This is a genomic window from Streptomyces sp. NPDC051183 (genome assembly GCF_040682455.1).
GTDB lineage: Bacteria > Actinomycetota > Actinomycetes > Streptomycetales > Streptomycetaceae > Streptomyces.
Genome location: NZ_JBFBBA010000021.1, coordinates 75,743 through 102,513, shown reverse-complemented (window position 1 = coordinate 102,513; position 26,771 = coordinate 75,743). Strand labels below are relative to the sequence as shown.

The 26,771-nt window shown below is 69.4% G+C and carries 20 protein-coding genes and 2 pseudogenes; 13 read left to right on the top strand and 9 right to left on the bottom strand.

The genetic code is table 11. The features are described 5' to 3' along the window. The first annotated feature begins 385 nt into the window (after positions 1–385). The 4 genes from AB0M99_RS20190 to AB0M99_RS20175 all read left to right on the top strand — a co-directional run bounded on the left by AB0M99_RS20190 (position 386) and on the right by AB0M99_RS20175 (position 7,287). Complete coding sequence (locus tag AB0M99_RS20190) at positions 386–4,276, top strand: polymorphic toxin-type HINT domain-containing protein (protein ID WP_365922209.1); 3,891 nt, start codon at positions 386–388, stop codon at positions 4,274–4,276. After that, positions 4,267–4,581: a hypothetical protein gene (locus AB0M99_RS20185; RefSeq protein WP_365922207.1), complete on the top strand. Its 315-nt coding sequence runs from the start codon at positions 4,267–4,269 to the stop codon at positions 4,579–4,581. The genes AB0M99_RS20190 and AB0M99_RS20185 overlap by 10 nt, the downstream gene beginning before the upstream one ends. Before the next feature lie 409 nt (positions 4,582–4,990). Continuing rightward, positions 4,991–5,530: a hypothetical protein gene (locus tag AB0M99_RS20180; protein ID WP_365922205.1), complete on the top strand. Its 540-nt coding sequence runs from the start codon at positions 4,991–4,993 to the stop codon at positions 5,528–5,530. 143 nt (positions 5,531–5,673) lie between these two features. After that, positions 5,674–7,287: a trypsin-like serine protease gene (locus tag AB0M99_RS20175; protein WP_365922203.1), complete on the top strand. Its 1,614-nt coding sequence runs from the start codon at positions 5,674–5,676 to the stop codon at positions 7,285–7,287. Between the two features lie 249 nt (positions 7,288–7,536). On the opposite strand, the gene AB0M99_RS20170 is transcribed toward AB0M99_RS20175, so the two are convergent. From AB0M99_RS20170 to AB0M99_RS20160, 3 genes are all read right to left on the bottom strand, one after another. Beyond that, positions 7,537–9,111: a phosphodiester glycosidase family protein gene (locus AB0M99_RS20170; RefSeq protein WP_365922201.1), complete on the bottom strand. Its 1,575-nt coding sequence runs from the start codon at positions 9,109–9,111 to the stop codon at positions 7,537–7,539. After that, positions 9,111–9,821 carry a peptidase inhibitor family I36 protein gene (locus tag AB0M99_RS20165; protein ID WP_365922199.1) on the bottom strand — a complete coding sequence of 237 codons (711 nt, stop codon included), beginning with the start codon at positions 9,819–9,821 and terminating at the stop codon, positions 9,111–9,113. The genes AB0M99_RS20170 and AB0M99_RS20165 overlap by 1 nt, the downstream gene beginning before the upstream one ends. 96 nt (positions 9,822–9,917) lie before the next feature. Next, entirely contained in the window at positions 9,918–12,833 is a 2,916-nt protein-coding gene (locus AB0M99_RS20160; protein ID WP_365922197.1) for a BTAD domain-containing putative transcriptional regulator, read from the bottom strand. Positions 12,834–12,913: 80 nt separating this feature from the next. Between AB0M99_RS20160 and AB0M99_RS20155 the strand changes: the two genes are divergently transcribed. From AB0M99_RS20155 to AB0M99_RS20125, 7 genes and pseudogenes are all read left to right on the top strand, one after another. Beyond that, positions 12,914–13,459 carry a carboxymuconolactone decarboxylase family protein gene (locus AB0M99_RS20155; RefSeq protein ID WP_365922195.1) on the top strand — a complete coding sequence of 182 codons (546 nt, stop codon included), beginning with the start codon at positions 12,914–12,916 and terminating at the stop codon, positions 13,457–13,459. Positions 13,460–13,474: 15 nt separating this feature from the next. Further along, positions 13,475–14,545 (top strand): GNAT family N-acetyltransferase, encoded by a 1,071-nt coding sequence (locus tag AB0M99_RS20150; protein ID WP_365922193.1) that lies wholly within the window; start codon positions 13,475–13,477, stop codon positions 14,543–14,545. A gap of 49 nt (positions 14,546–14,594) precedes the next feature. Beyond that, on the top strand, positions 14,595–15,014 hold the full coding sequence (locus AB0M99_RS20145; RefSeq protein ID WP_365922191.1) for a VOC family protein: 420 nt from the start codon (positions 14,595–14,597) through the stop codon (positions 15,012–15,014). A gap of 74 nt (positions 15,015–15,088) precedes the next feature. Further along, entirely contained in the window at positions 15,089–16,306 is a 1,218-nt protein-coding gene (locus AB0M99_RS20140) for a glycosyltransferase (protein WP_365922189.1), read from the top strand. Between the two features lie 86 nt (positions 16,307–16,392). Continuing rightward, positions 16,393–17,583 (top strand): annotated as a pseudogene (locus AB0M99_RS20135) (glycosyltransferase); the annotation flags it as partial. Positions 17,584–17,676: 93 nt separating this feature from the next. After that, positions 17,677–18,414: a class I SAM-dependent methyltransferase gene (locus AB0M99_RS20130; protein WP_365922271.1), complete on the top strand. Its 738-nt coding sequence runs from the start codon at positions 17,677–17,679 to the stop codon at positions 18,412–18,414. A 279-nt stretch (positions 18,415–18,693) separates the two neighbouring features. Then, the gene (locus tag AB0M99_RS20125; RefSeq protein WP_365922187.1) at positions 18,694–18,888 is read left to right on the top strand and encodes a hypothetical protein; all 195 of its coding nucleotides are present in this window, start codon (positions 18,694–18,696) and stop codon (positions 18,886–18,888) included. Between the two features lie 346 nt (positions 18,889–19,234). Here the strand turns inward: AB0M99_RS20125 and AB0M99_RS20120 are convergent, their stop codons facing one another. The 5 genes from AB0M99_RS20120 to AB0M99_RS20100 all read right to left on the bottom strand — a co-directional run bounded on the left by AB0M99_RS20120 (position 19,235) and on the right by AB0M99_RS20100 (position 24,689). Then, entirely contained in the window at positions 19,235–19,594 is a 360-nt protein-coding gene (locus AB0M99_RS20120) for a hypothetical protein (RefSeq protein ID WP_365922185.1), read from the bottom strand. 1,070 nt (positions 19,595–20,664) lie between these two features. After that, positions 20,665–20,940 carry a hypothetical protein gene (locus AB0M99_RS20115; protein WP_365922183.1) on the bottom strand — a complete coding sequence of 92 codons (276 nt, stop codon included), beginning with the start codon at positions 20,938–20,940 and terminating at the stop codon, positions 20,665–20,667. A 178-nt stretch (positions 20,941–21,118) separates the two neighbouring features. Continuing rightward, positions 21,119–21,721 (bottom strand): disulfide bond formation protein DsbA, encoded by a 603-nt coding sequence (locus AB0M99_RS20110; protein WP_365922181.1) that lies wholly within the window; start codon positions 21,719–21,721, stop codon positions 21,119–21,121. A 195-nt stretch (positions 21,722–21,916) separates the two neighbouring features. After that, positions 21,917–22,291: a hypothetical protein gene (locus tag AB0M99_RS20105; protein ID WP_365922179.1), complete on the bottom strand. Its 375-nt coding sequence runs from the start codon at positions 22,289–22,291 to the stop codon at positions 21,917–21,919. A gap of 205 nt (positions 22,292–22,496) precedes the next feature. After that, entirely contained in the window at positions 22,497–24,689 is a 2,193-nt protein-coding gene (locus tag AB0M99_RS20100) for an FG-GAP-like repeat-containing protein (RefSeq protein WP_365922177.1), read from the bottom strand. A 128-nt stretch (positions 24,690–24,817) separates the two neighbouring features. Here AB0M99_RS20100 and AB0M99_RS20095 point away from each other — a divergent pair. Then, positions 24,818–25,054: pseudogene (locus AB0M99_RS20095) on the top strand ((2Fe-2S)-binding protein); the annotation flags it as partial. A gap of 194 nt (positions 25,055–25,248) precedes the next feature. On the opposite strand, the gene AB0M99_RS20090 reads toward AB0M99_RS20095, so the two are convergent. Beyond that, positions 25,249–25,650, bottom strand: coding sequence for a hypothetical protein (locus AB0M99_RS20090; protein WP_365922176.1), 402 nt, complete (start codon positions 25,648–25,650; stop codon positions 25,249–25,251). Between the two features lie 250 nt (positions 25,651–25,900). On the opposite strand from AB0M99_RS20090, the gene AB0M99_RS20085 reads away from it, so the two are divergent. Further along, positions 25,901–26,767 (top strand): SDR family oxidoreductase, encoded by an 867-nt coding sequence (locus tag AB0M99_RS20085; protein ID WP_365922174.1) that lies wholly within the window; start codon positions 25,901–25,903, stop codon positions 26,765–26,767. The last annotated feature ends 4 nt before the right edge of the window (positions 26,768–26,771 follow it).

Below are 26,771 nucleotides of genomic sequence, written 5' to 3'. Positions count from 1 at the left end.
GACAAGAGTCTTCACAAGTCCTTCACGCAGAGTCATACAACCTTCCTCAGTGGTGTCGAGCATCACAGGTCCGAGTCAACTTGCGCCCGTTCTGTGGTGATTCGCGGCGTAGACAAAGATCGGAAGCGGCGCTTCTATGGTGCCGCCCAGTAGGCACATTTGAGCCAAGATCTCGTGGCCTCGACCACGGAAATACCCATGTGGCGACTGCCGGAGGAGACCCTTCCGCACCGCCGAAATTAGGGGCATTTACTTCAGATCGACCCCCTCGCAGGGTGTGCAGAACAACCCTCTCGCTTGAGTAAGCTTCAGATAAAAGCCACTCAAATGAGGGAGCAGCGCGTTGATTTCCGGAATGCGAGCCGTGCCGAGATGGCGCAGTCTCGTGGCGATATTGATTGCCCTGGCAGTGACCATGGGCATCGATCTGCGTCCTGCCGAGGCCGTGGACGAGGTTGTGCAGTACAGCAGATCCGATGTCGTGCAGGTCTGGAAGTACGGCGGCCCCGCGGTGCGGAAGGCTGCCGAGGCGGCTCTGCTGGGAACGGATGCCGAGGTACAGGCGTTCATGGCCCAGGAGATGCCGAAGCGCGAGGAGGACGACCTGCGCACGCAGGTCTCCGAATTCATGGCCAAGGGCGGTCCGGGCGTACGCGCGGCAGCCAGCGCGGCTCTGGGCGGTGGATCCGCGCAGCTGCAGGGCTTCATGGACGGCGGGTTCGTCCCGGCCTACGAAGAGGACCTGCGTGTCAACATAGGCCGCATCATGGCCTTCGGCGGTCCGGGGGTGAAGCGTGCGGCCAATACGGCGCTGAACGGCACGCCTGACGCCCAGATCGCGTTCCTCCAGAAGGGCCAGTTCGGGCCCCGGGAAGACGACAACCGGGTCCGTGTCGGCCGGTTGCTGGCCACCGGCGGTCCGAACATCAAGCTCATGGCCAATCAGGCCCTGGACGGCACGCCTGAGGAGATCCAGGAGTTCCTGGACCACGGCTGGGAAGTTGCGGCCGCGCGTGACCAGGAGGCCCTCAGCGTCTCGCAGCTGGCCGAACTCGCCGACAAGGCGCAGAAGCAGGCGAGCGAGCTGACCGAGACCGCCAAGGAAGAGGCGGCTAAGGCGGAGAAGGCCACGGCGGCGGCGAGGGACGCGGCGCTGGAGGCGGCCCGGGAGGCCGAGGCGGGCAAGGAGTCGGCCGCCAAGGCGGCAGCAGCAGCTTCCCGCGCGGCGGCGGCAGCCGACCGGGCGGCCCAGGCGGCCCGTACGGCCGTGTCCTCGGCTGCGGCAGCGAACTCAGCGGCGCGGGTTGCCGCTACCGCGGCGGCACAGGCGGCCTATGCCGCCGGCCGCGCGGGCAAGGCGGCGTCCGCGGCCCACTCCGCGGCTTCGGCCGCGGCCGGTGACGCCACCAAGGCGAAGAAGGCTCGGGAAGCGGCGCAGGAAGCCAATGCCGCCGCCAGCGGCGCGCAGAAGGCTGCGGATGCCGCGGACCAGGCCGGCATCGCCGCCGACAGGGCCGGGGACGCGGCGCGGGCCGCGTCCAATGCCGGCCAGAACGCGGCCGCAGCGGCCGCAGCGGCCGTGAGCGCGGGCAACTGGGCCGGTACGGCGAGCAGCGAGGCCGCCGAGGCGAAGGCCGCGGCGGCTCGCGCCAAGCGGCTCGCCGACCAGGCCACGCGTGCGGCCGATGTCTCACAGGCCAACGCCAGGGAGGCGGCCACCGCAGCCCGGCAGTCGCGGGACGCGGCCAATGCTGCCGCCCAGCACGCCATGGCTGCGGCCGCAGCCGCGAACAAGGCCGCCGACGAGGCAGGCAAGGCGGCGGACGCCGCAGCTGCGGCCACCACCGCGGCGAACTCGGCCACCGACGCCGCCAACCAGGCGCTGGGGGCTGCCGAGAAGGCTTCCTCCGTGATCGATGCGGCGCGCAAGGCCGATGCCGAGCGTCTGCAGCAGCAGCAGGACGAGGAGGTGCTCACGGCCGAGGAGGCCAAGCGGGCCTACGACGTCCGCGTCGCCGCCGCCACTTACGAGGTCGGTCGGCTGCAGGAGCTCAATACGCAGACGATGCAGTTGCTCGCCGAGGCCGCGCAGGCGTCCGACCCGGCGGTTGCCGCCGCCAGGGGACGACAGGCCGCGGTCAACATGCTCGGCACCGGTGGGACGTGGTTGCGCGACGCCGCCGAGTTCGCCCTGTCGGGCACCGACGCCGAGGTGGTCCGGTTCGTACACACCGGGCTCGCGGCGGCTCGGGAACAGGACGATCGTGCCAGCGTCTCCCACATCGCCCTGAGCTCTGCCGTCCCAGCACAGCGGCAGGCCGCCCTGGACGCGGTCGACAAGCCGATCGAACAGGTGCGGGAGTTCCTGCGCACCCGGGCCTACCCGGGCAAGGACCAGGACGACCGAATCGCCATCGGCAAGATCTCCGCCGCGGGCGGATCGGGCGTGAAGGCAGCGGCCAGCAAGGCGCTCGACGGCACCGCGGCCGACATGGCGGCGTTCCTGGAGGTCGGGCAGTACAAGGCCCGCGAGGACGACGACCGCGTGGCGGTCGGCAAGGCCCTTGCGACTGGTGGCCCCGAGGTCAAGGCCGCGGCTCAGGCCGCACTGACGGGTCCGCCGGACGGGCTGCGCAGCTTCCTGGAGGTCGGCCTGCACAAGGCCGGCCAGCGGGACCTGAACGCCGCCACCCACATCGCCCATGTCAACAGTCTGCTTCAGGCCGCCTACAAGTCGGCGCAGCTCGCCCTGAAGGACGCCTCCGACGCGCAGGCTGCTGCGGCGAACGCCCGAAACGACTCCCTGAAGGCGGGCGAGTGGGCGGACAAGGCTCAGGGTTCCGCCACCGAGGCCGCCAAGTACGCCACGCAGGCCGACGCCTCCGCGGATGCGGCTGCCGAATCCTCGCGCCGCGCTGCCGAGTCGGCGAAGACCGCCAGGAACGCCGCCGCCTCGGCCCAGCAGGCGGCCCAGCGAGCCGCCCGGTCCGCCGAACAGGCACAGCATTCCGCAGCGGTGGCCTCCACGTATGCAGCGCAGGCGAGGGCGTCCGCCTACCAGGCCAAGCTCTCGTCCGAGGCTGCGGGCAAGGACTCCGAAGAGGCGTCCAAGGCCTCAGAGGCGGCGATGAAGACCGCCGCCGACATGCTGGTCGCAGAGCTGAAGACCCAGATCCAGCAGGAGGCTCAAGAGGCGAGCAAGCCGCTGTCCGACGAGGAGCTGCGTACTACCCTCGAGAAGCGGATGTACTCGTACCGCCACAATCTCCTGGCGAACGGGGAGCTGAAGCCGGGTGAGACGCTGCTCGTCTGCGGCAGTGATCAGGCCGGCGGCATGGGCTGCATCACGAGCACCTATCTCGACCGCCTGATCGCCTGGTACGTGGGCGCGGAGGAAATCGAGAAGTGCCTCCAGGGCAAGTCGCCCCGGTGCCTCGACGATGTCGCACTGCTCGCGCTCCGGGCCAAGCTGCTGTTCAAGAGGCCGCCATGTGGCAACAGCTTCGTTCCGGGTACTCGCGTCCTGATGGCCGACCGCCGCTACAAGGCGATCGAAGACATTCGTGTCGGTGACAGGGTCCTCGCCACCGACCCGGTCACCGGTCGCACGCAGTCCGAGGCCGTTGAGGCGACCATCGTCGGCAACGGATCGAAGAACCTGGTGAAGATCGGCGTCGGCGGACCGGGGGCCGGAGGCTCGGTAATCGCCACAGACGGCCATCCGTTCTGGGTGGGCGGCAGCACCAGTTCCTGGAAGAAGGCCTCCGAGGTCAGGACGGGGATGCCGCTGCGGACCGCCGCCGGCGAAACCGTCCGGGTCAAGTCGACCCAGGCGTGGACTGTCCCCGAACAGCGCGTTTACAACCTGACCGTCGCAAACCTCCACACCTTCTATGTGCTCGCGGGCTCGACACCGGTCCTCGTTCACAACGTCGGAGGTGAGTCGCCCGGCGAGATAGTCACCGTCGGCCGCTGGATGTCAGCTGCGGAGTATCAGTCGATGATGGATACCGGCAAGGTCCAGCGCGGTGGTGGTGGCTTCACCTACGTCGTGTATCCGGCGACAAAGGACGCTTACATATCTGCACGCCCTGGTTCTGTGTACGTCGAGTTTGATGTGCCGAAGTCATCGCTCATCCCCGGCGGCCGAGTGGGCGACTACAAGATGTCGGATTCCGATACCATCTTTGCTCGGCTGGCCCAGAGGAAGGGTGAGCCGGTACCACAGTTGCCGGAGGCCAAGAACATCAGTCTGGGAGGATCGAAATGCCCGTAAAGGGCGAGCTGCTGGAACGGGCCAGGGAGTGGATTTCCCTGGAAGTTCAGAAGGCAGAGAAACTGTCAGAAATTTCGGAGATTGAAGTCTCTCCGGTCGATCGCGAGTCGAAGTCTGTGAGCTGGATCCTCAACGGCAGCGATTTCATGGCCCAAGTGGTGCTATGGGAGACTGGCGAGTTTGAGAGTGATTTCGCCAACGTCGCGACCGGTCAGGTTCAGACCACGAGCGGTCGGGTGGCGTCCTTCGGCGAGCTCGAATCTCTTCTCGAGTCCGCCCGGGATTGGCTCCTGCAGGATTCCTGAACCAGTGCGTCAAGGGAATCGTCACTAAGGCGGGAGAGATCGTTACCCGGTGGGACTGAGTCACAAGGAGCCCCCTATGCAACTGGGCCCTGTTGGAGTCGAAATGACTCCAACAGGGCCCAGTTATTTCCGCATACTTGCCGGTTCGAAGCTACGGGATAAATGGGAGATCTTCACAGATCATCCACAAATGGAGTGGTAGCTTCCTAGGGGTGTCGAGAATCACTTTGAAACCTTGACACATGTCCGTATTGAGCGGTTTGACGAAGTGGACAAAGATCGATTCAAGGGATTTCATTGGGCGCGAACGCCCGCGCCCGCGCTCGCTCTTTTCTGATTTCTGTCGCTTCGGTCTTTCCCGGATCGCGGTCCTGATCGGCCGATCGAAATCAACGACCTAAGGATCGTCATGACGGCAAATACCCCACACGCAGCCCAGCCGAAGCGGAAGAAGTTCCTGGCGGGCACCATCGGCGCCGCAGCCGTAGCGGGCGCCCTCGCCTGGGTCGCCGCGTCCGGCGCCGGAGCGGCATCCCAGACGGTCGCGGTCACCACCGTCGCGGACGAGGGACCCGGTTACGCCATCGAGGACTTCGGCTACCCGCACGCCGACAAGATCCTCGCGGAGAAGAACATCGTCCTCAAGCGCGGCGACGGCCACATCACCCTCGTCGACTGCGCGAGCGGCACCGGCTTCATCGAGGTCTGGGCCCGCGACAAGTCCAAGATCTGCTTCCAGGTCACCGGCAACTCCGGCTGGCTGACCATGGAGATCCCCTCGGTTCACCTCATCAAGGGCAACGACTACGTCACCAAGGTCGACATGACCGTCGGCACCGAGGCGAAGTCCTTCGACATCACTAAGAACAGCTGGACCTCCGTCGGCGAGACCGTGGACCCCGAAGGCCGCGAGCACATGCTCGTCAACATCCGCTCCACCAAGCCGTAGCACCCGATCGGCCCCTCGCCCCGTACGTGCACGAGGTGGGGCCGACCGTTGCTCCAGCCCCGCGACACCCGGGTCGCTGACCTCGCGTCAGCCCCACTCTCCAAGGAAAACCATTGATCGCCAAGCTTCTCGAAGGAAGCTCCATGCCTCGAATCACCCCCCGGTCGCCCTGGATGGCCGTCGGCCTGACCGCGGTGATCGGCACCACTCTGCTGTCGTCCACGCCCGCGATGGCGGCGATAGGCACCCCGGCTGCCGGCACGTACGCCTACACCGCCCAGATCACGGTCGGCGACGAAGCCACCGCCCGCGGCTGCTCCGCCGCCCTGGTTGCCGGCGACTGGCTGCTGAGCGCCAAGAGCTGCTTCCCCGCCGACACCGTCGCCGGGGCACCGAAGCAGCCCGTCAAGGCAACCGTGGGCGCAAACACCTACAGCGTCACCGAGGTCGCCCCCCGCACCGACCGCGACGTGATCCTCCTGCGCCTGGACCGGCTCGTCACCGACACGGCCCCGGCCAAGCTCGCCTCCGGCGCTCCGGCCGTCGATGCCGCGGTCACCGCCGCCGGCTACGGCCGCACCAAGGTCGAGTGGGTCCCCGGCAAGGTGCACACGGCCTCGTTCAAGGCTTCCGCCAGCACCGCCACCACCCTCACCCTCGACGCGGCCGCGCAGGACAACGTCATCTGCCAGGGCGACGCCGGCGGCCCCGTCCTGAACGCCGCTGGCGAGCTGGTCGCGCTCAGCAGCCGCTCCTGGATGGGTGGCTGCCTCGCCATCGACCCGGCCGAGACCCGCACCGGCGCCGTCGCCGTGCGCACCGACGACCTCGGCGGCTGGATCGACGAAGTCCGCTCCTTGGCCGTCGGCTGGAAGACCGAAACCCTCGTCCAGGCCGGCAGCACCCTCTACCAGGGCATCCGCCTGGCCGACGGCACCTGGACCGGCTTCGCCGACGTCCAGACCAAGGCCAGCAACCTCAACGGCATCCGCTCCGCCGCGGCCGCCGGCATCAACGGCGACACCCACGTCCTGGCTATCAGCAACAGCGGTGGCCTCTTCCACACCGTCCGCAAGGCGGACGGTACCTGGGGCGCCTTCGGCGACGTCTTCGCCGTGGCCAACTCACTCGGCAGCCTCACCCAGGTTTCAGCCGTCTCCATCGGCAACGACCTCCACGTCGTCGCCGTCGCCGACGGCAAGATCTTCCACACCAAGCGCGACGCCGCAGGCCACTGGTCCACGTTCGGCAACCTCGCGGGCGTCGCAGGGCCGATCGGCACGGTGACCCACGCCGCCACCGCCAGCGTCGGCGGCCAGCTCCAGGTCATTGCCGTCTCCGGAGGCAAGGCCTTCCACACCATCCGCAACACCGCGGGGCAGTGGAGCATCTGGGGCAACGTCGCCCAGGCCGCCGGTATCACCGGCCCCATCACCGCAGTGACCATGGCCGGCATCGCGGGCGACGCCCACATCGTCATCGCCACCGACAACGGCACCCGCCAGTACCACGCCATCCGCAAGGAGAGCGCCAGCTGGGACGGCTTCGGCGAGCTGACCGGCTACCTCGGCAACGTCACCGCCAAATCCCTCTCGGCCGCCCACGTCAACGGCGAGCTCCAGCTGACCGCCGTCACCGCGGACAACAAGGTCGTACACACCGTCCGCCACGCCGACCGCACCTGGACCACGACCCCGGTCACCTTCAGGGGCGTCGTCGGCACCTTGGGCGCCATCGCCATCACCGGCACCCTCTAGCACAGTCGGCTCCGTCGACCCGCCGGGTCCGACCTCCGACGCGGCGTGAGGACAGCCTCTCGCGCAGGCAGCGGCTGGGGGTGCTGAACCGGCCCCGGCCTGCGGTCTCCCCGTAGCCCTGCCGCTCACGCATGATGCCCGGAACGCCGAAGCGTTCCGGGCATCATCGCGTGTGCGGGCCGACCTCGGCCAAACCTGCCCGCGGTTGCACGACGATCGTCGTGCCCCGGGTCCTGCGCGGCCGCAGCCCTACGGCAGGGTGCCGCCGGGCATGGCGTAGCCACCGCGCGTGAGGTACACCGCGTCGGCCACGGGGCGTTCGACCCGCAGGTAACTGCCGTCCGGCTGCTGGGCGATGTCGGTCATGCCCGTCTGGCGCTTGTCCAGGGTGTACAGGGTGGTCGAGCCGCCGCCGTCGAGGTTGATGGCGTCGAACACGCCGAGCTCGGGCAGCTTGAGGATGTCGGCGAACTCGTACATGAACGCCCCGTCGACGCCGGCAACGTCCGAGGTGCTGGTCGGGTTGACGATCCCGTTCTGGGCATTGAGGACGTCCCGCCGCCCCGTGATGGTGGCCATCACCGTACGGCCCTTGTCGTCGGTGCCGAGGGCAGTACGTGAGTCCCGGCAGTGATCGCCGGCCACCGGCTCGTCGGCATCCGACCGAGTCACACGGGCGCCGCCCTTGTCGAAGAGACGCGAGCACGTCCTGGCCTGGGTGGCCGTCACACCATCGTCCAGCAGCCGGTGCGCCATTCCGGAGACGATGTCCACGGACTCGTCGAGCGCGATGTGGTGGTCGGGGAATTCGAGGTCCGCGACCTCGTTCTTCAGCTTGAGGGTGCGCCCGTCGGTCAGGTTGGTCCGAAGCCACTGCTCGGAGTCGGTGCCCACCGCCTGCAGTACGAACCCGCCGGTCGCAACGTTCTTCCCGCCCCGGCCCGCGACCCATTGGCCACTGCCGTCCTTCGGGAGCGTGACCGCGCCGGCGCTGTCGACCGTCACCTCGTACCCGGGAGCGTCGTCCGTGGTGACCTCGGCGTGGGTGTCACGGTTCTTCGGGGGCGTTGCCAGGTTGTACGAGTCGTTGAAGGCGACGATCTCGTCCCCGTCGAGGAAGACGGCCGTCAGGTCATTGGGGTTGCTCGGGTTGTACGCAAGGTCCTTCCGCACGTCGTCCGCCCCGCGCTGGCAGCCCACACCGCGACCGGGATCGCGGTTGACGTCGTCGAGCAGCCGCTCGGTGACGACGGCGCCGGAAGCGTCGAGGACCTGGAGCGTCACCGTCGCGCGCAGCTTGGAGACGTACGGCAGTCCGTGCTGGAGCACGACCGCCTGGTTTCCGTTGAGGCAGCCGGTGCCGTTGACCTGGCCGTCGCGGACCGCGGTTCCCAGGAATTGGATGCTGTCGCCGTGCGGGGGCTCTCCCTTGAAGAAGCTGCCGTTGATCCCGGCGAGGGGCCGTTCCGGCTTGACCGCGGCCAGCTGGGCGCCGACGGTCTCCGCCTTGGCGGCGGCACCGCCCACGGTGCTTTCGAGGCGGGTCGCGCCGAGGGCCGGATCTGCGACCACCACGTTCAGTTCACGCTTGGCGATGCGGCCTTCGGTCTTCACCCGCTCCGTGTAGCGCGTGTACGTCACACCGGTGGCCAGCGTGTACCGGCCGCTCTCCACCCAGCCGTCGAGCAGCGACGGTTCCTGCGGCGCCGCGCTGGTCGCGCCGGGCATGGCGACCAGCAGGGCCGCACTCAGGACGATGGCCGCAGCGGCGGCGGGGCCTCGACGGCGTGCGCGGGAAAGGTGCGCGGAGGTGTCGGTCGTCATCAGCAGTCCTTGTTCTCGGTGAGCTTGTGGGAGCGGAAGGACTTGGCGAAGGGCGCGGGGAGCGTGGTGCTGTCGCCCGGCATCACCTTGTACGCGCCGTAGGAAGTGCCGTTGGCATCCCTCCAGCCGCCGCCGTGGCCGGCCGCGGAGTAGAAGCAGGCGTAGAGAGGTGTGTTGTTGACGACGGAGCGGACCCGGTCGTGCCAGACCGACGCGTAGCCGTTGTGGGAGGAAGCGGTCGAGTACATGCCGCCTCGGGCCCGCTCTTCCCCGAAGATGCAGAGCTTGCCCTGCTCGCACCGCTCGAAGCCGGTGAAGCAGTGTCCCTTGGAGGGGGCCAGCTTGTACGAGCTCACGCGCCCCTGCAGCTCACTGGGGAGGTCGGGGAGATTGGCCTCGGTCTTCGGCGCCACCGCCTCGAGGGCACCGCCGTAGTAGGCGTCGGCGTACAGGCACAGCCAGGAAGTGGTGTTGTTGTGGACGGAACGGACCGTCAAGTTCCCCTTGTTGGTGGACAGGGGGATGGAGAGCAGGGAGCGGGTAGTGGACTTCTCCAGGGTGCCCTTGCCACCCTCCTGGTCGTAGAGGCAGAGGGTGTCCGTGTCGCAGTTCTCGTACGCCGACGCGGTCGTTGGAACCACGAACAGCAGGGAACAGAGCAGCGCCAGAGCTCCGAGGACGAGGGAGCCTCGCGATATGGTGATCTTCACGGCAGGCAGTCTGACAGACCCCTCTCCGTCCCCGATGAGCAGGGCTTACTCAATTCAAGGCGGCTGGACACCAGCTTCATTGGTCGGCGGTGGACGCTACGAAGGTTCGGGCTCGTTCGCGATCGGCGGCAGTCCGGTGAGGAAGGTGCGGATCTCGTCGGCCTCGGGGACGGCGAGGGCGGTGTAGAGGTCAAGGGCCTGTCGGGCATGGTGGTGGGCGAGGTCGACGCGGCCGAGGTCGCGGTGGACGTGTGCCAGGCCGTCGTGGGCGCGGGCCTGCTCGGGGCGGTAGCTGAACTCGCGGGCGAGGGTCAGCGCGGAGTCGTGTTCGGTTGCGGACCGAGCGAGGTCGCCCATGGAACGGGCGGCTTCCGCAAGGGCGTTGAGCGACTCGGCCTCGTCTCCCGGGAAGTCGAACCTGCGGCTCAGCTCCAGGGCCTGGCAGTGCTGGCGCCGGGCCTCGTCGTGGCGGCCCTGCCGTTGGTACAGCAGCCCGATGTTGTTCAGGACGACGGTCTCGCCGATGCGGGATCCCGTCTCGCGGTAGGCGTGCAGTGCTTGCCGGTGGTGCTCATGGGCGTCCTCGTACCTTCCTTGGCGTTCGTGGACGAGGCCGAGGTCGGTCAGGCATCTGGCTTCGCCACCGCGGTCGCCGAGCTCCCGGAAGAGTTCGAGCGCCTGCGCGCAGTGGTCGTGGGCCCGGTCGTACTCCCGCCGCCGCCTGGAGACGGCGCCGAGGGCCTGGAGTGCGCCGGCCGCGGCGCCCTGGTCGCCGATCTCGCGCGCGAGGTCCAGGGCATGCCCGTAGTGCTCGGCCGCCTGCTCGTAGGCGCCGTACCACCAGAAGTGCACCTGGCCGAGATCGATGAGCGTGCGGGCTTCGGCGGCCGTGTCGCCGCTGCGGCGGGCGGCTTGCAGGGCCAGGCCGCACAGGGCCAGGGCGTCGGCCTGGTGGGCGTGACCCAGCAGGTAGCGGTGCAAGGTGGCGGCCAGTTGGCTGATGTGGGAGGGCCAGTCGTGCTCGGCCGCGTACTGGCTGGATGCCATGAGGTTCGCGCGTTCGCTGTCCAGCCAGGTGATCGCCTCGGCCTCGTCCTGCGGGGGCCAGGCCGGGGCGTCCGGCGCGGGGACGCGCGGCCTGCGGTGCTTGCCGTCGGGGTAGAGGTGGTCGACGGCCGTGCATGCGGTGTGGAGGTAGTGGTGGAACAGCCGCCCGAGGGCGTCGCGTTGGGTGTTCGGGGGCTCCTGAGCGGCCGCGGTGGCGAGGGCGTGTTCGCGCAGGAGGTCGTGGAAGGTGTATCGGCCGAGCTGGCGCTGGGTCAGGACGTGGGCGTCCAGCAGGTCTTCCAGGAGCGTCTCGGCCTCGTCGAGCGGGAGGTCGGCCAACGCGGAGGCCGCTTCGGGGCTGGTGTCACGGCCCGGCTGGAGCCCCAGGAGCCGGAACATGCGTTGCTGATCCGCGGTCAGCTGCTCGTACGACAGCGTGAAGGCCGCTGCCACTCCTCGCTCCGACGTGGCCAGCTCGGAGAGTCTGCGGCGCTGGTCGCGCAGCCGGTCGGCCAGGTACGCGACGGTCCAGCGGGGCCGATGGTGCAGGCGGGCGGCGGCGATGCGGACGGCCAGCGGAAGGAATCCGCACAACTGGAGGACATCGAGGACGGCCAGGGGTTCGGCGGCCGCTCGTTCGCCGACGATCGCCGTGAACAGCTCCAGGGCGTCCGCGGCGGGCAGTACGTCCAAGGACAGGGCGTGTGCCCCGTCCAGATCGGTCAGCCGTCGGCGGCTGGTGATCAGGATGAGGGCGCGGGAGGATCCGGGCAGCAACTGGCGTACCTGGTCGGCGCCGAGGGCGTTGTCCAGTACGGCCAACACGCGACGGCGGGAGAGTTCGGACCGCCACAGCGCGGCTCGGTCGGCTACCGATGCGGGTATGTGTTGTGCGGGCAGGCCGAGTTGGCCCAGGAGGACCTCCAGTGCGGCGCCGGTGTCGAGCGGCGCCTGCCCGGTGGTGTGCGCCTGCAGGTCGATGAAGAGCTGTCCGTCCGGGAATTGGTCCGCGAGGCGGTGTCCGGCGTGGACCGCGAGCGTCGTCTTGCCGACCCCCGCCATCCCGTCGATCGCCGAAATCGTCACGACGCCGCCGTTGTTGCCCGACCACAGGCGGATCAGCCCGTCGAGCTCGTCTTCGCGTCCGGTGAAGTCCGGGACGTCGTACGGCAGGAAGTTGATCCCCTGCGGCTTCGGCTGCGGCTGGGGCGCGGTGACCGGCGGCCGCAGATCGGGGGCGTCCCGCAGTATGTCCTGTTCGAGCTTGCTGAACGCGTGGCCGGGGTCCAGTCCCTGTTCTTCGACCAGGGTCGCCCGGAAGGTTCTCGCCACGTCCAACGCGTCTGTCTGGCGTCCGGTGCGGTGCAGGGCGAGCATCAGCTGGCAGCAGAGCCGTTCTCGCAGGGGGTTGGCCGCCAGGTGGACGGACAGCTCGTCGATGAGGTCATCGTGCCGCCCCCGGGCCAGTTCCAGCTCGGCCAGGCGCTCGACGGCGATCAGCAGCTGCCCGTTCAGGCGTGTTCTGGCGCTCTGGACGTAGTGGGCGGTGATGTCGGCCAGCGGCTCTCCCTGCCACAGTGCCAGCGCGGTACGCATCCGGTCCGCGGCGTCCCCCGGGTCCTCGGATCCGGCCGGCGGCTTGGCGGTCAGGCTGGTGAACTCGTCCAGATCGAGTTGTCCCGGCCCGGGGGTGATCACGTATCCGGCCGGTCGCGTCGCCAGCATCCCGTCGGCTTCCGAAGCTCGCAGCATCCGTCGGATGGCGGCGATCGTAGTCTGGATCTGCGCGCGGGCGGAATCCGGCGGCAGCGGCCCCCACATCGCGTCGATGAGGCGATCCGTACTGATCGCGACTCCGGAGTGCAGCAACAGGTAGGCGAGCACAGCACGGTGACGGGGCGCCAGGCCGGATGCGTCCGAACCGGGGGCCGCGGCCTCCACCGGGCCGAGGATCGTGAACCGCATGCCGTCACTCCCGGGGTCGCCATTGCGTGCATCGACGATGCATCGGGAATGTATCAAGATCGACCGGCAGGGTTACCCGCATGCCAGCACTCCACACCGTTGAACCGGAGATCACGACCGGTGAAACCGCAGCTCTCTTCACTGCCACGCACCACACCCTGGGTGTCATCCCCAACCTGGCCCGGGTGATGGCCAACAGCCCGACCGTACTGAAGGGGTACTTGGGCGTCCTCACCGCCCTGAGCACGGAGGGAACCCTGTCGGCGGACGTGCGCGAGAGCATCGCGTTGCTGGTGGCGCAGGAGAACGGGTGCGACTACTGCCTGTCCGTGCATGCGTTCCGCGGGACCAGGACGGCGGGGCTGAGTGCGGCCGAAGCCACCAGCGCGCGCCGGGGCAAGGCCGATGACCCCTGGGCCGCCGCCGTCCTGGACCTGGCCGCCGTGGTGGTGCGTAACCGTGGAACCGTTACCGACGAGCAGTTGGCCGCGACCCGGCGCGCCGGCCTGTCCGACGGACAGATCGTCGAGGTCGTCGCCCATGTCGCTCTCAACGTCTTCACCAACTACCTCGCCACGACCGCCCGTGTCGACATCGACTGGCCGCTCGTGCGCCACACCGACTGAAAGGGCGCGAACTCGATGAACCGACGAGAGCACGCCCTCGCGCCGTCCCGAAGCAACACCGACTCGACCAAGAAGGCCATCACTGTGCCCACAGCAGTACAAGTCACTCCGCTCCAGCAGGTTTCGGCCTCCGAAGCCCTCGCGTGGCATCGGGTCGTAGCGGCCTCTACGGCCCACGACCTGCCCGGAGTGCCGGCCCCCGACCCCGGACAGATCCACGCCCAGCTCACCCGGCCCGCTCTGGGCAGCCGCCGGCTGACCTGGCTGGCCACCGGCGCGGACGGCGTCCCGGTCGGAGTCGCCGGCCTGCGGGTGTTCACCTCCCCGGGCCAGGAGCACCTGGCCGAGCTGGAACTCCACGTCGACCCCGCACACCGCCGCCTGGGAACCGGTTCCCACCTCCTGTCGGCGGTCGTGGCGGCCTGCCGCGCCGAGAAGCGGCGCAGTCTGATTGCCACGGCCGCGGCCGACAGCCCGGGCGAAGCCTTCAGCGAACGGCGGGGTTTCCGCCGAGCACTGGCCTTGAACCACCTCCTGCTGCGCCTCGACGAGATGGACCGTGCCGACCTGCTCCGGGCCGCCGATGCCGAGCATCCCGGCTACCGGCTGACCGGCTGGACCGGAGCGGTTCCCGACGGCCTCGCCGCCGCCTTCGCCACGGCCAAGAACGCGATGAACGACATGCCCGTCGGTGACCTGGACTACGGCAGTGTGGCGTGGGACGCGGACCGCGTCCGCGCCATGGCCGCGGTGGTCGCCGACCGCGGGGACACGCTGCTGACCGTCGCCGCCGTCCACGACAGCGGTGCCATGGCCGGCTACACCGAGATCCTGATCCCTCAGGGAGCGCCACCGCGGGTCCAGCAGTACGACACGGCCGTCGTGCCCGAACACCGCGGCCACGGACTGGGGTTGTGGGTCAAGGCCGCCATGGTGCACCGGCTGCGCGCCGAGCACCCCGGCGTCGTCGAGATCGAGACGGACAACGCCGAGGACAACGTCCACATGCTGGCGGTCAACCACCAACTGGGGTTTCGCTCCTACCGGCGCACGTGCGAGATTCAGCTCGACCTGCCCGCGACCTGATCCGTATCCGCTCCGGGTCTGCCATCACTCACTTTGCAAAGGTGCTGTCATGAACGTCTCCTCCTCCACCCTCTCCCTGACCGTCGCCGACGTGGACGCCTCCCGCGAGTTCCTGTGCACCCACCTCGGCTACGAAGTGGCCATGGCGGACGACGGCTTCGCGTCCCTGACGCGCGGGGACGCCGCCGTCGACGTCGTCCTGCTCCGCGCCGGTACGGACGTCCTCCCGCCCGAGCAGCGCGACCAGCGGGCGACCGGTCTGATCCTGGCGCTCACCGTTACCGACCTGGCGGCGGAGGAGGCACGGCTGCGCGCGGCGGGGGCCCCCATCACCATGCCGCTGCGCGAAGAGCCTTGGGGTGAGCGGCTGTTCCAGATGACCGACCCGAACGGTGTCGTCGTCCAGCTCGTCGAATGGGCGGTCGCCGACGACACCGAGCACTCCAACATCGGCCGTGAGCAGGTCTGAACGGTCACCGGGACGGTTGGCCCGGCCAGGAAACCACGGAAACACGGAAGCCACGGAAACAGGAGATTCACGAAGTGCGTGTGCTGTTGTCAACGTATGGATCACGCGGGGACGTCGAACCGCTGGTGGGGCTCGCGGTGCGGTTGCGGGAGCTCGGCGCGCAGGTGCGCGTGTGCGCGCCACCGGACGAGGACTTCGCGGAGCGGCTGGCCGGGGTCGGCGTGTCCGTGGTGGGTGTCGGGAAGTCGGCCCGCGCGCTGACGACCGCGGCTCCGCCGCCGTCGAAGGGCAATCTGCCCCAGCGCGCGACAGAACTGATCGCCAGTCAGTTGCAGGTGATACCCGCGGCGGCAGAGGGATGCGACGTACTGGTGGCGACGGGGGCGATGCCGGCCATCGCCGGTGCGCGGTCGGCGGCCGAGAAGCTGGGCATCGGCTACGTGTCCGCGATCTTCCAGCAGCTGACCCTGCCTTCGCCGCACCGCCCGCCTCTGGCGTACCCCGGGCGGCCGTTCCCGCCGGAAGTGACCGACAACCGGGCACTGTGGGAGCTGGACGCCCAGAGCATCAACGCGCTGTTCGGTGAGGCGCTCAACACCAACCGGGCGTCGCTCGGCCTGCCCCCGGTGGGCGACGTCCGCGACTACGCCTTCGGCGACCGGCCGTGGCTGGCGACGGATCCGGTACTGGACCCCTGGCTGCAGACGCCGGACCTCGACGTCGTACAGACCGGTGCTTGGGTCCTGCCCGACGAGCGGCCGCTCCCGGCGGAGCTGGTGGCCTTCCTGGACGCCGGCGCGCCGCCCGTGTACGTAGGGTTCGGCAGTATGGCCGTGCGCGCAGGCGAGGAGGCGGCCCGGGTGGCCATCGAGGCGGTCCGCGCGCAGGGCCGCCGGGTCCTCGTCGGGCGTGGCTGGGCGGAACTGGGCCTCATCGACGACCGGGACGACTGCTTCGCCGTCGGCGAGGTCAACCACCAGCAGTTGTTCGGGCGCGTGGCTGCCGTCGTGCACCACGGCGGTGCGGGTACGACGACGACGGCCGCTCGGGCCGGCGCCCCGCAGGTGGTGGTGCCCCAGTTGGCGGACCAGCCGTACTGGGCCGCCCGGGTGGCCGAATTGGGCATCGGCGTAGCCCACGACGGCCCGACTCCGACCTTCGAGTCCCTGTCGGCCGCACTCAAGACAACCCTGGCCCCAGAAGCCGGCAGCCGGGCGAAGGCCGTGGCCGGCACGGTGCGCACCGACGGGGCGGCGCTCGCAGCCGAACTGCTCCTCGACACCGTCGACTGAGGAAGACGGGCGCCGGCCGCACGTCCCCCCACTGATCACCACCATTCCCGGCCGAGGCCGGCACCCGGAGAAATGAGAAGCACGGCATGCGTGTGCTGTTGATGGCGTACGGATCACGCGGCGACATCGCCCCGCTGGCGGGACTGGCGGCGCAGTTACGGAAACTCGGCGCGGAGGTCCGCGTGTGCGCACCGCCGGACGAGGAGTTCGCGGAACTGCTGGCCGGTGTCGGCGCGGAGCACGTGCCCTTCGGGCGGGACGTGCGCGCGCTGCGGACCGGAGCGCCGCCGTCGGACGCGGCCGCGTTCGCGGCCGAGCTCGTCGCCGCGCACTTCGATACGGTCGCCAAGGCGGCCGAGGACTGCGACGTGCTGGTGGCGAGCGGCCTCATGCCGGCTGGTGCCCGCTCGGTGGCCGAGACTCTGGGCATCCGCTACGTGTACGTGGGCTTCCACCCCTTCGAGATGCCCTCGGCGCACTACCTGCCGTCGCCGCGGCCCGGCCCGCCGGCTCCACCCGAGATGACCGGCCACCAGGCCCTGTGGGACCTGGACGCCCAGAAGGTAAACGCCCTCTACCTCCAGCCCCTCAACGCCCACCGCGCGGCGATCGGCCTCGCGACGGTGGACAACGTACGCGATCACGTCTTCGGCGACCGTCCGTGGCTGGCGGCGGACCCGGTCCTGGGCCCGTGGCAGGAGCTGACGGACCTCGAACTCGTGCAGACCGGCGCGTGGATCCTGCCCGACGAACGCCCGCTGCCGGCCGACCTGGAGGAGTTCCTGGAGGCCGGCACACCCCCGGTGTACGTGGGCTTCGGCAGCATGCCCCTGCGCACCGCGACGGACGTCGCCCGGGTGACCGTCGAGGCGGTCCGCGCGCAGGGCCGGCGCGTGCTGGTCTCCCGCGGCTGGGCGGAGCTGGGCCTGGTGGACGGCTCGGAGGACTGCTTCGCCGTCGGCGACGTCAACCACCAGGCACTGTTCCGCCGGGTCGCAGCCGTCGTACACCACGGCGGCGCAGGCACCACGACCACCGCCGCCCGAGCGGGCGCGCCCCAGGTCGTGATACCGCAGTTCGTCGACCAGCCGCACTGGGCCGCCCGCGTGGCGGAACTGGGCATCGGAGCAGCCCACGACGGCCCGAGCCCGACCTTCGAATCCCTGTCGGCCGCACTCAGGACGGCCCTGTCCCCCGAGGCGCAAGCACGGGCGAAGGCCGTCGCCGGCACGATCCGCACCGACGGAACGGCGGTGGCCGCGAAGCTGCTCCTCAACACGGGAGACGCCGACACCGGGCACGCCGACACCGGGCACGCCGACACCGGGCACGCCGACACGGGACACGCCGACCCGGGTCGCACTGCGCCGATGAGCCGCGAACAGATCTCCATGATCGCCCACGCCGACCACCCCATAAAGTCTCCGCTCGACGACGACTCCGTCAGCCGACTGCTCGCACACGGCCTCCCGCGGGGCAACGAGCGCGTGCTCGACCTCGGGTGCGGCACGGCGGAATGGCTTCTGCGCGCCCTGGCGACACGCCCGGACCTGCACGCCGAGGGCGTCGACGTCTCCGATCTCTCCCTGACGCATGCCCGCCGGGCAGCGAGCAGGCTCGGGGTCGAGGAGCGCCTGGTCCTCCACCACCAGGAGGCCGCGGACTTCACCTCTTCCCAGCCGTACGACCTGGTGATCAGCATCGGCGCCACGCACGCCTTCGGCGGTCTCCTCCCCACCCTCGCGGCGGCCCGCAGCCACCTGGCCCCCGGCGGCCGCGTCCTGATCGGTGAATCGTTCTGGGACCGCGCCCCTTCACCCGAGGCCGTCGAGATGTTCGGTGACCTCGCCGACCTGGGGACCACGGTGGACCACGTCGTCGCCGACGGCTGGACCCCCGTCCACGGCCATGTCAGCACCCGCAGTGAGCTGGACGCCTACGAGTGGGCCTGCTGGGGCTCGCTGGCCTCATGGGCTCTGGACCACCCTGCCGATCCGGCCGGCGCCCAGGTGCTGGAGACGGCCAACGCCCAGCGTTCGCAGTGGCTGCACGGGTACCGCGACAGCTTCGGCTTCCTGTGCCTGGTCCTGCGTCGGACCTCGGATTGATCTCATAGGGCCCCCGCGCGGCTCGGCGAGGAGGTGTTCCGCGAGAACAAGATCAGCGTGGCCCTGGAGGACGAGATGTCCTTCGTGGTCATGGGCCACATGGGCTTGGCAGCGCTGGTCTGAGGACCAGGCCGTCTGCCGGTCCACTTTGTGTGGAGGTTCATGGAAACCGATGTCAGTGGGGCGTGGTGGCATGGCCGGACTCTGCCGTTGATCTGCTGGGAGGCCACTGTGATGCCCGTATAACCGTCTCTGACCCGCACCCTGACCGACGAGCAGATGGATCCGGACGATGCCGTGAAGGTGCTGGAGGACGTCGCCCATCTGTTCAGCCAACTGTCGGGCGACCAGCGGCAGGAGCTGATCGACTTGCTCAGGGCGATGGCTGAAGCGGAGTCCGACCCGTCCCGACGCGAGTTCTTGGAAGGGTTCCCGGAGGGATTCGGGCTCGTCGAGGATCAGGACGCGTCGTGAGTGGGCTTTCAGGTCGCGTTCGGGGCGGCGGGCGAACGACTGGAGGCCCGGCAGGTCGGCGGTACCGGAAGCGCCCGCTGGGCCGTCGGCCCCTGAGCACAGTCGTGAAGCGGCGGCTGTGGGAACGGGCCGAGCTCCTCGCCCGGGAGGACGGGCACTTCATGGGGCCCGGCCCGTCCTGGCCCGACCCGCGGCATGGGCGCCGTGAGCGTCGGCATACTCGTCAACGTGCTCAGGCAAGTACGGACGACCGGACTCTGGCGCTGATCGGCCGCAGTTGGGGGCACGTCTAGCGGTCAGCTGTGCCGGGGGGCGAGGCGGACGGTCCCCCGGCGCAGCGGTACGGTCATATTTCCCGGATGCGCTGTCTCCACCATGCCGCCGCAAGCCGCGCATTCACCGATGCGGCCGCCGGATTGGGCAGGGTACGGCGCTGGAACTCCGCATCGAGGCGTGCGACGACGCTGTGCAGTTCTCTGCGTGCTGCGGGCGAAAGCAGACGGAGCGCGTCTTCGAGGGTGTCCCGAGCCTCCACCGGGTCGCAGCAGCAGGCTTCGAAGGGGAGATACAGGTAACGGCCGGGGCGCTGCAGGAATCTCTCGTACCGGTGCAGGGCCTCAGCAACAGCACCTCGCCACAGATGCTGGGCCTCGATCCGGTGGATGGCAGCCTGAGTCCGGCGAGGAATGCCCGGCATTTGGCGCATGGGGCGAGTCGTGGTGCGGAGCGGCCGTTGCTGAGCGCGGATGGCGCCGGGCGGCTTACGCGCCATCGGCCTTTCGGATGAGCGTCATGGCGGTCAACCTATCAGGACCCACGGGCGGAGCGTGCCCGGCCTCCTGGTCGGCCCGGCGCAGGGATGCACGCGCTCGCTCGAGGCCATGGCAACAGCGGTTGCGGGTGGCCGCGGGTGGTGACCCGACGCCAGTGAGGCGTGAAGCCACTGGTAGGAACGGGTCTCGGGAGATCAGGTTCCGTCCGAGAGCTGTCGGCGTACGCGTGCCCAGGCGGGTGGAAGCCGCCGGGCGCAGGGTCAATGGATCGGGGTCCAATCAGGGTGCTCGGCAGGGTCAGGTGCGTCCTGACTGCCTCAGATTTCTATTCGACGGTGCCACCAGTGCAGATGCTCGGGGGCGAAAGGGTCGTTCACCGTCCGGTTGAGAATGCGTGCGTCGACAGGGGCCAGCGCGGCTCGTAGCTCTCGTCGAGCCCGGGCACGCAGGTTCCGTGCCGCCACTTCGAGCAGCGTGCGGATGTGCCCGGTTGGGACGTCTGAGTATCCGTAGTGCCACTCTTCAGCATCGCGCGGTCGTCCGGCCCGCAGGGTCCAGCGTCGAAACGCGAGCGCGACGTCACCTCTGGACAGGCCGCGCTCGCGCTCGAACTGGAAGATCTGTCGGTTTACCGATGCGGATAGCCCGGGTATGACGGTCCGTCTGGCGCGGCTTGTGTCCCGAAGCGGCAGCTGAGACCTGATCTCACCCGGTGTTCGGCGAGGCATGCCGACTTCCTGAAGGTGCGCTGACAGGTCTCCGAACGTTAGCCCGGCGGCCAGCGATCCTCAAGGTCTCACCTGAGGGAACGACGTACGCCGACACGGCATCGAGGTGCAGGCGAAGTAGGCGCCACCGTCGGCCGCAGCCGGAGCCGCAGGGGCGAGGAGGTGGGGGAGCCGGGAGCACCCGCTCCCCCGCTGTCGCCTCACACTGCTTGTGCGCCATCCGCGCGCGTCGGCGTGGCCGGCTGCCGCTACGAGTCGCGCATGTCGGCGCCGCGCTACACGTGCCGGACGACCTGGTAGATCGTCTGGGAGGCGGGCGACGGATGCGGGGCGTCGTTCCAGCCGATCTCCTCGGCGCGCTTCTCGATCGCCTTGTGTACGGCGTGAGCTGCTGCTTCATCCTCGAAGAAGGCGATGGACAGCCCATTGCCGGTGGCAGGGTCGACGAGGTGATACGCGCCGTGGACGCCAGGCGTGCCGGCGGCAGCCTCCAGCACCCAGTCGCGGTCGTCACTCGGCATCGGTTCCCACACGGCCACCCTCGCGATCATGGCTGACTCCTTCTCCTCGGGCTGAGCCTCCAGAGTGAAGCAACCCTCCTCGGCACCCGGGCGGCTCCTCCTTCTGTCACCCGTCCGCCGGTCAGCTGCCGGACAGGCGGGGAGATCCACCGAGCCACCCGTGCCGGGCCCGCGCGGCGTGCCGCCGACGGCGTCATGACACCGTGGCTCAGGTGAAGTCGAGCGCGCCCGTGCGGGTGCGCTTCAGCTCGAAGAAGTCGGGGTAGCCGGCGAGCAGCCGGACTCCGTCGAAGACGCGCACCGCATCCTCGCCACGAGGGATCGACGTGAGGACGGGTCCGAAGAACGCGACGCCGTCGATGTGGATGGTCGGTGTGCCGACCTCCTCGCCGACGGGGTCCATGCCCTGGTGGTGGCTCTTGCGCAGCGCGTCGTCGTAGTCGGTGGTGTGTGCGGCGTCGGCAAGGTTCGTCGGCAGGCCGGCCTCGGCCAGCGCCTCGCGGATGACGGCGTCGTTGGCGGCCCGGTCCTCGTTGTGCAGGCGGGTGCCCAGGGCGGTGTACAGGTCCCGCAGAACATGGTCACCGTGCTGCTGGGCGGCGGCTACGCACACCCGTACCGGGCCCCAGCCGGTCTCCAGGAGCCGTTGATAGCGCTCTGGCAGACCCTCGCGACCCTCGTTGAGCACCGACAGGCTCATGACGCGGAAGTTCAGGTCCAGGTCGCGCTGAGCGTCCACCTCCAGGATCCAACGGGAGGTGATCCACGCGAAGGGGCAGATGGGGTCGAAGTAGAAGTCGACTGTGGTCATGAGAAGGAGGCTAGAACCCAAGCGGCCCAGGAGAGAGGGCCATTGGCCCGCCGAGATCACGGGCCAATCCTCAAAGCCGGCCGCGATGCCCCGCCCCGCCTCCCCGCACCACTATCGTCACCTGGATGCAGATTTGCCGAGTTGCAGAGCTCTGCAACTCCTGGACATGCGGAGGCGGGGCGAAGCCACGAACGGCTACAACTCGAGGGCGGCTTCGATGCGCTTGAGCTGGTGGCGGGCCATGGCCAGGTTCGAGCTGGTCTTGTTCAGCACCACGTACAGGAACAGCCCATGACCCGTCCGGCCGGCGAGCAGCCGGATGAGGTGGTACTGACTGCCCATCGTGATCAGGATGTCCTCGATCTCGTCATCGAGACCCAGCATCTCCAGGGCGCGGGCCTTCGCCCGGATCACATCGGTATTCCCCGCCGCCGCGATCGTCATGTCGAGGTCGTTTCCGCCGCCGAGGGTGCCCAGGGCCATGCCGCTGGTGTAGTCCACCAGGGCGACCCCCATACTGCCCTCGATCGACGTCATCGCTTCCTTCAAAGACGTTTCCACAGTCGCCATCAGCCGCAGCTCCTCACCACTCTTTGCTCAGGCCGACGCACAACCGTCGACCTCGTCGTGATGATCACGCTACTCACCGTGCTCGTGGGCGCGGGTGGAAATCTCGAAACTCGGCAAGGACCGGTCGCCGACCGCGCCGACCGCGCCGGCGACACCGGCCCTCCCGGGGCAGGCCCCGATCACACCACCAGCACAAAGCCGCCGGTCAGTTCATGAAGCGGGTGCCGCCGCCCCAACAGGTGTCGTCCCAGACCTGCCGGGCCACCGGCAGCGCGCCGCTGCCCAGGGGGTCGGCGGTGACGGTCCAGACCGCCTGGTGGGTCTCGCCCCCACAGGCGGGATCGGCCCCGTTCGTGCCGTAGTCGTAGAACAGGGCGACATCGCTCTTGCCGTCGGCGTTGTAGTCACCCGTGGTCAGGAACGGCACCCTGGGGCCGCCCTGATTCCGGTCCCACTGGGACGCCAGGTACGGGGCGAACCCGCCATCGCCGTCCGCGTGGGCGCTGAGGGTGAACAGCTTCACGCGCTCCTGGCCGTAGTCGTACATCAGGACGAGGTCACTCTTGCCGTCCCCGTTGAAGTCACCGGAGTCCATGGCCGCCGTCCTCGGGCCGAAGCACGTGCTGTCCCAGACCCTGCGGGCCTCTCCGTCGCCGTTGAAGAGGCCCTGGCCCCCGTTCCCGGAGAGGGTGTACACGGCCTGGTGACCATCGGTGCAGGGGGCGCCGGGCCCGGTCCTGCCGAAATCGTAGAACAGGGCGACGTCGCTCCTGCCGTCCCCGTCGTAGTCACCCGTGGTCAGGAACTTGACGGCAGGTTGCGTGGGTCCTGCGGGCCGGTCCCACCGGGTCTCCATCGGGCCGACTCCGCCGAACCCGCCGTCGCCGCTCTTCAGCGCCTGCAAGGTGAACAACCGCATCTGCCCTGCGGGGTACTGGTACAGCAGGACGAGATCGCTCCTGCCGTCACCGTCGAAGTCACCGGAGTCCATGAACTCCGTCCCCGCGCCCCAGCACTTGCTGTTCCAGACCGACACCGGGGCCTGGACACTGCCGTCGGCCTTGGCCAGCGATACGAAGACCTCCACGCTGATGGCGTTCTTGCAGGCGTCGCCGTCGGCCAGACCGTCGTCATCGATCGGGCCCTCGTCGTAGAACGAAGCGATGTCCGTCCGGCCGTCGCCGTTGTAATCGCCGGAGGTGACGAACTTGGGGCCACCGGACCGGCAGGTGATGTCCTGCTGGGGTCCGGCCGGGCGGACGCTGTCGGAGAAGTCGTTCCTGCCGGCCAGGAGGGACGTCTCCGTGCGCGCGGTGCCGCCGCCGCCCGCTGCGCAACTGACGGGATCGGACGACGCGTAGACCTTGGTCAGCGAGATGTCGGAGATCCCGTCACCGTTGTAGTCGGGCTTCGGCGTCTTCGCACGCACTGTGTCGACGAAGTGAGTGCCGCTCGCGTAGTACGCGTCGACGTGGGCGGCCACCGCGCCGGGGCTCAGGGCGCCCGAGTCGTTGTAGTAGACCCAGTTGACCTTCTGGTCCCAGACGCGCGACTGCCCTTGGCCTCCCAGGCCGAGGAACCACGCGTTGAAGTTGATGGACATGGGCTCGCGCGGGGAGAACGTCGAGGGCGACCCCGGGAGCGCGTGGTTCTGCACGCCGTCCACGTAGTAGACGACGGTGCCGTTCGCCACGGTCATCTGCAGGGTGTGCCAGCCCTGGAGCGAGGCCTTCCGCTCGTACACGTCCCGGTCCTCGGGACCCGGGTTCTTCCCGTCCTGCGGAGAGTGCTTCCAGGAAGTGAGGTAGAGGGAGGGGCCGTGGAGCGGGTGTGCGGGGTCGTCCCAGCCGCGGCTGGGCAGGTACTCGAAGTCGAGTTCGCTGTACCGCTTGTTCTCCGGTCTGATCCGGTCCGCGGTGGATATGGAGTAGAAGGTCTGCACGGGGTGTTCGCCCCCGGCGGTCCCAGAGGTCGGCTGGTCGTTGAAGTAGACGCGCGCGGCGTAGGTGCCGCCGTAGAACTTGGCCCGGGTGGTGTTGATCTGGGCCTGGAGGGTGCCGGCGGAGGTGCCGTCGGTCGTGGCCGACAGCCGCATCGTCTTGTGGCCCTGCGCGGAGGCGTCTTCGGGGAAACTCACCGACGTCGGACGCCACGAGGCGCCCGTCGCCCCCGGCCCGCCGCTGGCGGCGTCGCGTATGGCCCAGCCGTGCGCGGTGATCGCGGGGTCGTCCGGACCGGTGTAGTTGAAGTCGTCGAACAGGGTGCCGCCCGACGGCGCCGGGCTGGACACGGCCCGGACCTCGCCTCCCGGGTCGAACACGCCGGACACCGACGCCGACGCGCCGACGGTGCTGAACGCGGTTGCGGCACAGGCCAGCAAGGAGGTGGCCAGGATCACGAAGCGTCCACGGCCCCGACGCCTCAGGGCATGATCATGATTCATCCTGCCACCCTAGGGGGTCCCCGCTGAGGAGCCCTGACTCGGGTCATGCGCTGGCCCCGCTCGGCAGACTCGCCCCTCGCCACGCCCTCACCGCCGTACTGCCCGGTGACACCCGGCCCTTCCCCGGCGCCGCCGCTTTCCGCAGGCTGCCGGGCACGGACGGCCGTACCCACCATTCCCGCACCCGGCTCGGCTGCTGCGTGTACTACGCCATCCGCCCCGCCGAGGCCTGCCTCACCTGCCCCCGCACCTCCGGCGCCGAACGTCTCCGACGCCTGGAACAGTCGGGGTCAGCCACTGCCACCCCGGCCGCCGCTTGACCGACGACCGCCGCTCCAGCAACCACGCCGGGAGCGCCCTGAACGCTCCTTCCGCGACTGCCAGTTGGCTATGACGGCCAGGACGATCACCGCGATCCGTCGGGGGGACGGGCCGCCACTTGTGCGCGTGCCCTGATGGACACCGTACCTGTCCCCATGCACGGCGTCCTCGGGCGGCAGGCGGGCTGGACGGGTCAGTGGTCGCCCGTGTCCGGGCGCACGGGACGTGGACGTGGCAGCGGCTGACGCCAGTCGCCCAGCCTCGTGAGGAGAAACCGGCGGGCGAGAAAACGTATGTCGTCCCACGCCGGATCTGTGGCCAGGGCGTTGTCCCAGAACCCAACGCGGCAGGTGGCATCGATCTCGCCGAGGCGACGGCCGATGGCCCGAAGGCCGCGCAGATCCTCGGGCTCGAAGGCTCCGCTCTCTGTCAGTCCTTCGGAGACGCGGCAGAGGAGCTCCACCTCTTCAACCACGTCCTTCGTCTCCAGCTCACGGTCGCCCAGCCAGGCAAGTTGATCCTGGGTGTCTGCCGCCAGGAGGGCCATGAAGTACAGGGTCCAGGTGCGCAGGTGGACGTCGCCGAGATGGTTCATACATGCAGGATCGCACCTGGCTCCCACAGCCGTGTTCGATGGCATGGAGGGTGGCAACGGCCGGCGCCACGGAGTCGCGGCCGCCTCGGAGTCGCGACTCCGCGATCCTCCAGCGGCTCGAAGGGGACTGGTCGAGATCCCGCCCCTCCGGGCGTCCTGACGAGTGAACCCGCGCGTGTCCTGACGGGCTCCGGGCGGTCGTGCCGCACCGTGGGTGCAAAGCCCCGAATCGGCATGAGGACGCGACGAGATGACGACCGTAGTGGTGACCGGCGCGAGCGGGAACGTCGGGCGACATGTTGTGAGCGAGCTGCGCCGGCGAGGCATCCCCCACCGCGCGCTCACCCGCAACCCGGAACGAGCCGCTGCCGTACTCGCCACCGGCACCGACCTTGCGCAGGGGGACTTCACCGATCCCGAATCGCTCCGTGCCGCCTTCGCGGGCGCCCAGCAGGTCTTCCTGAGCTGCGCCAACGACCCGCGGCAGGTCGAGAACGCGGCCAACGCGATCGAGGCCGCAGCCGCGGCCGGTGTCCGGCAGATCGTCCTGCTGTCCACGGTCGGAGCCGAGGCCGGCGCCGCGAAGACGTTCGCCGATCAGCACGGCCGCATCGAGCGCCGCCTGCGCTCGGCGGGGATCCCCTTCGTGATTCTCCGGTCCAGCTTCCTGATGTCGAACCTCCTCGGTTCACTGCCGACGATCGGGCAGGCCGGGCGGATCTTCCTGCCCGCGGACGACGCCCGCGTCGCCATGATCGACCCCCGTGACGTGGCCGCCTGCGCGGTCGAGCTGCTCTCCGGGCCGAGCATGGACGGGGAGACCCATCTGATCACCGGCCCGGAGGCCATCACCTTCAGCGAGGTCGCCCAACAGCTCTCCACCGCCCTCGGACGGACGGTGGAGTACGTCGCCGTACCCGACGAGGCAGCCCTGGCCGGCATGCTCGGGGCGGGCCTACCGCCGTGGCTCGCCGAGGGGGTGGTGGGCATCTTCCAGCTGCTCCGGGAAGGCGCCAACGCCGACACCACCGACTCCGTCCGCCGGCTGACCGGGCACGCCCCACGGCCCGTCGCCGACTTCGCCCGCGACCTCATGGCACCGCTCCTGACCCGCTGATGCC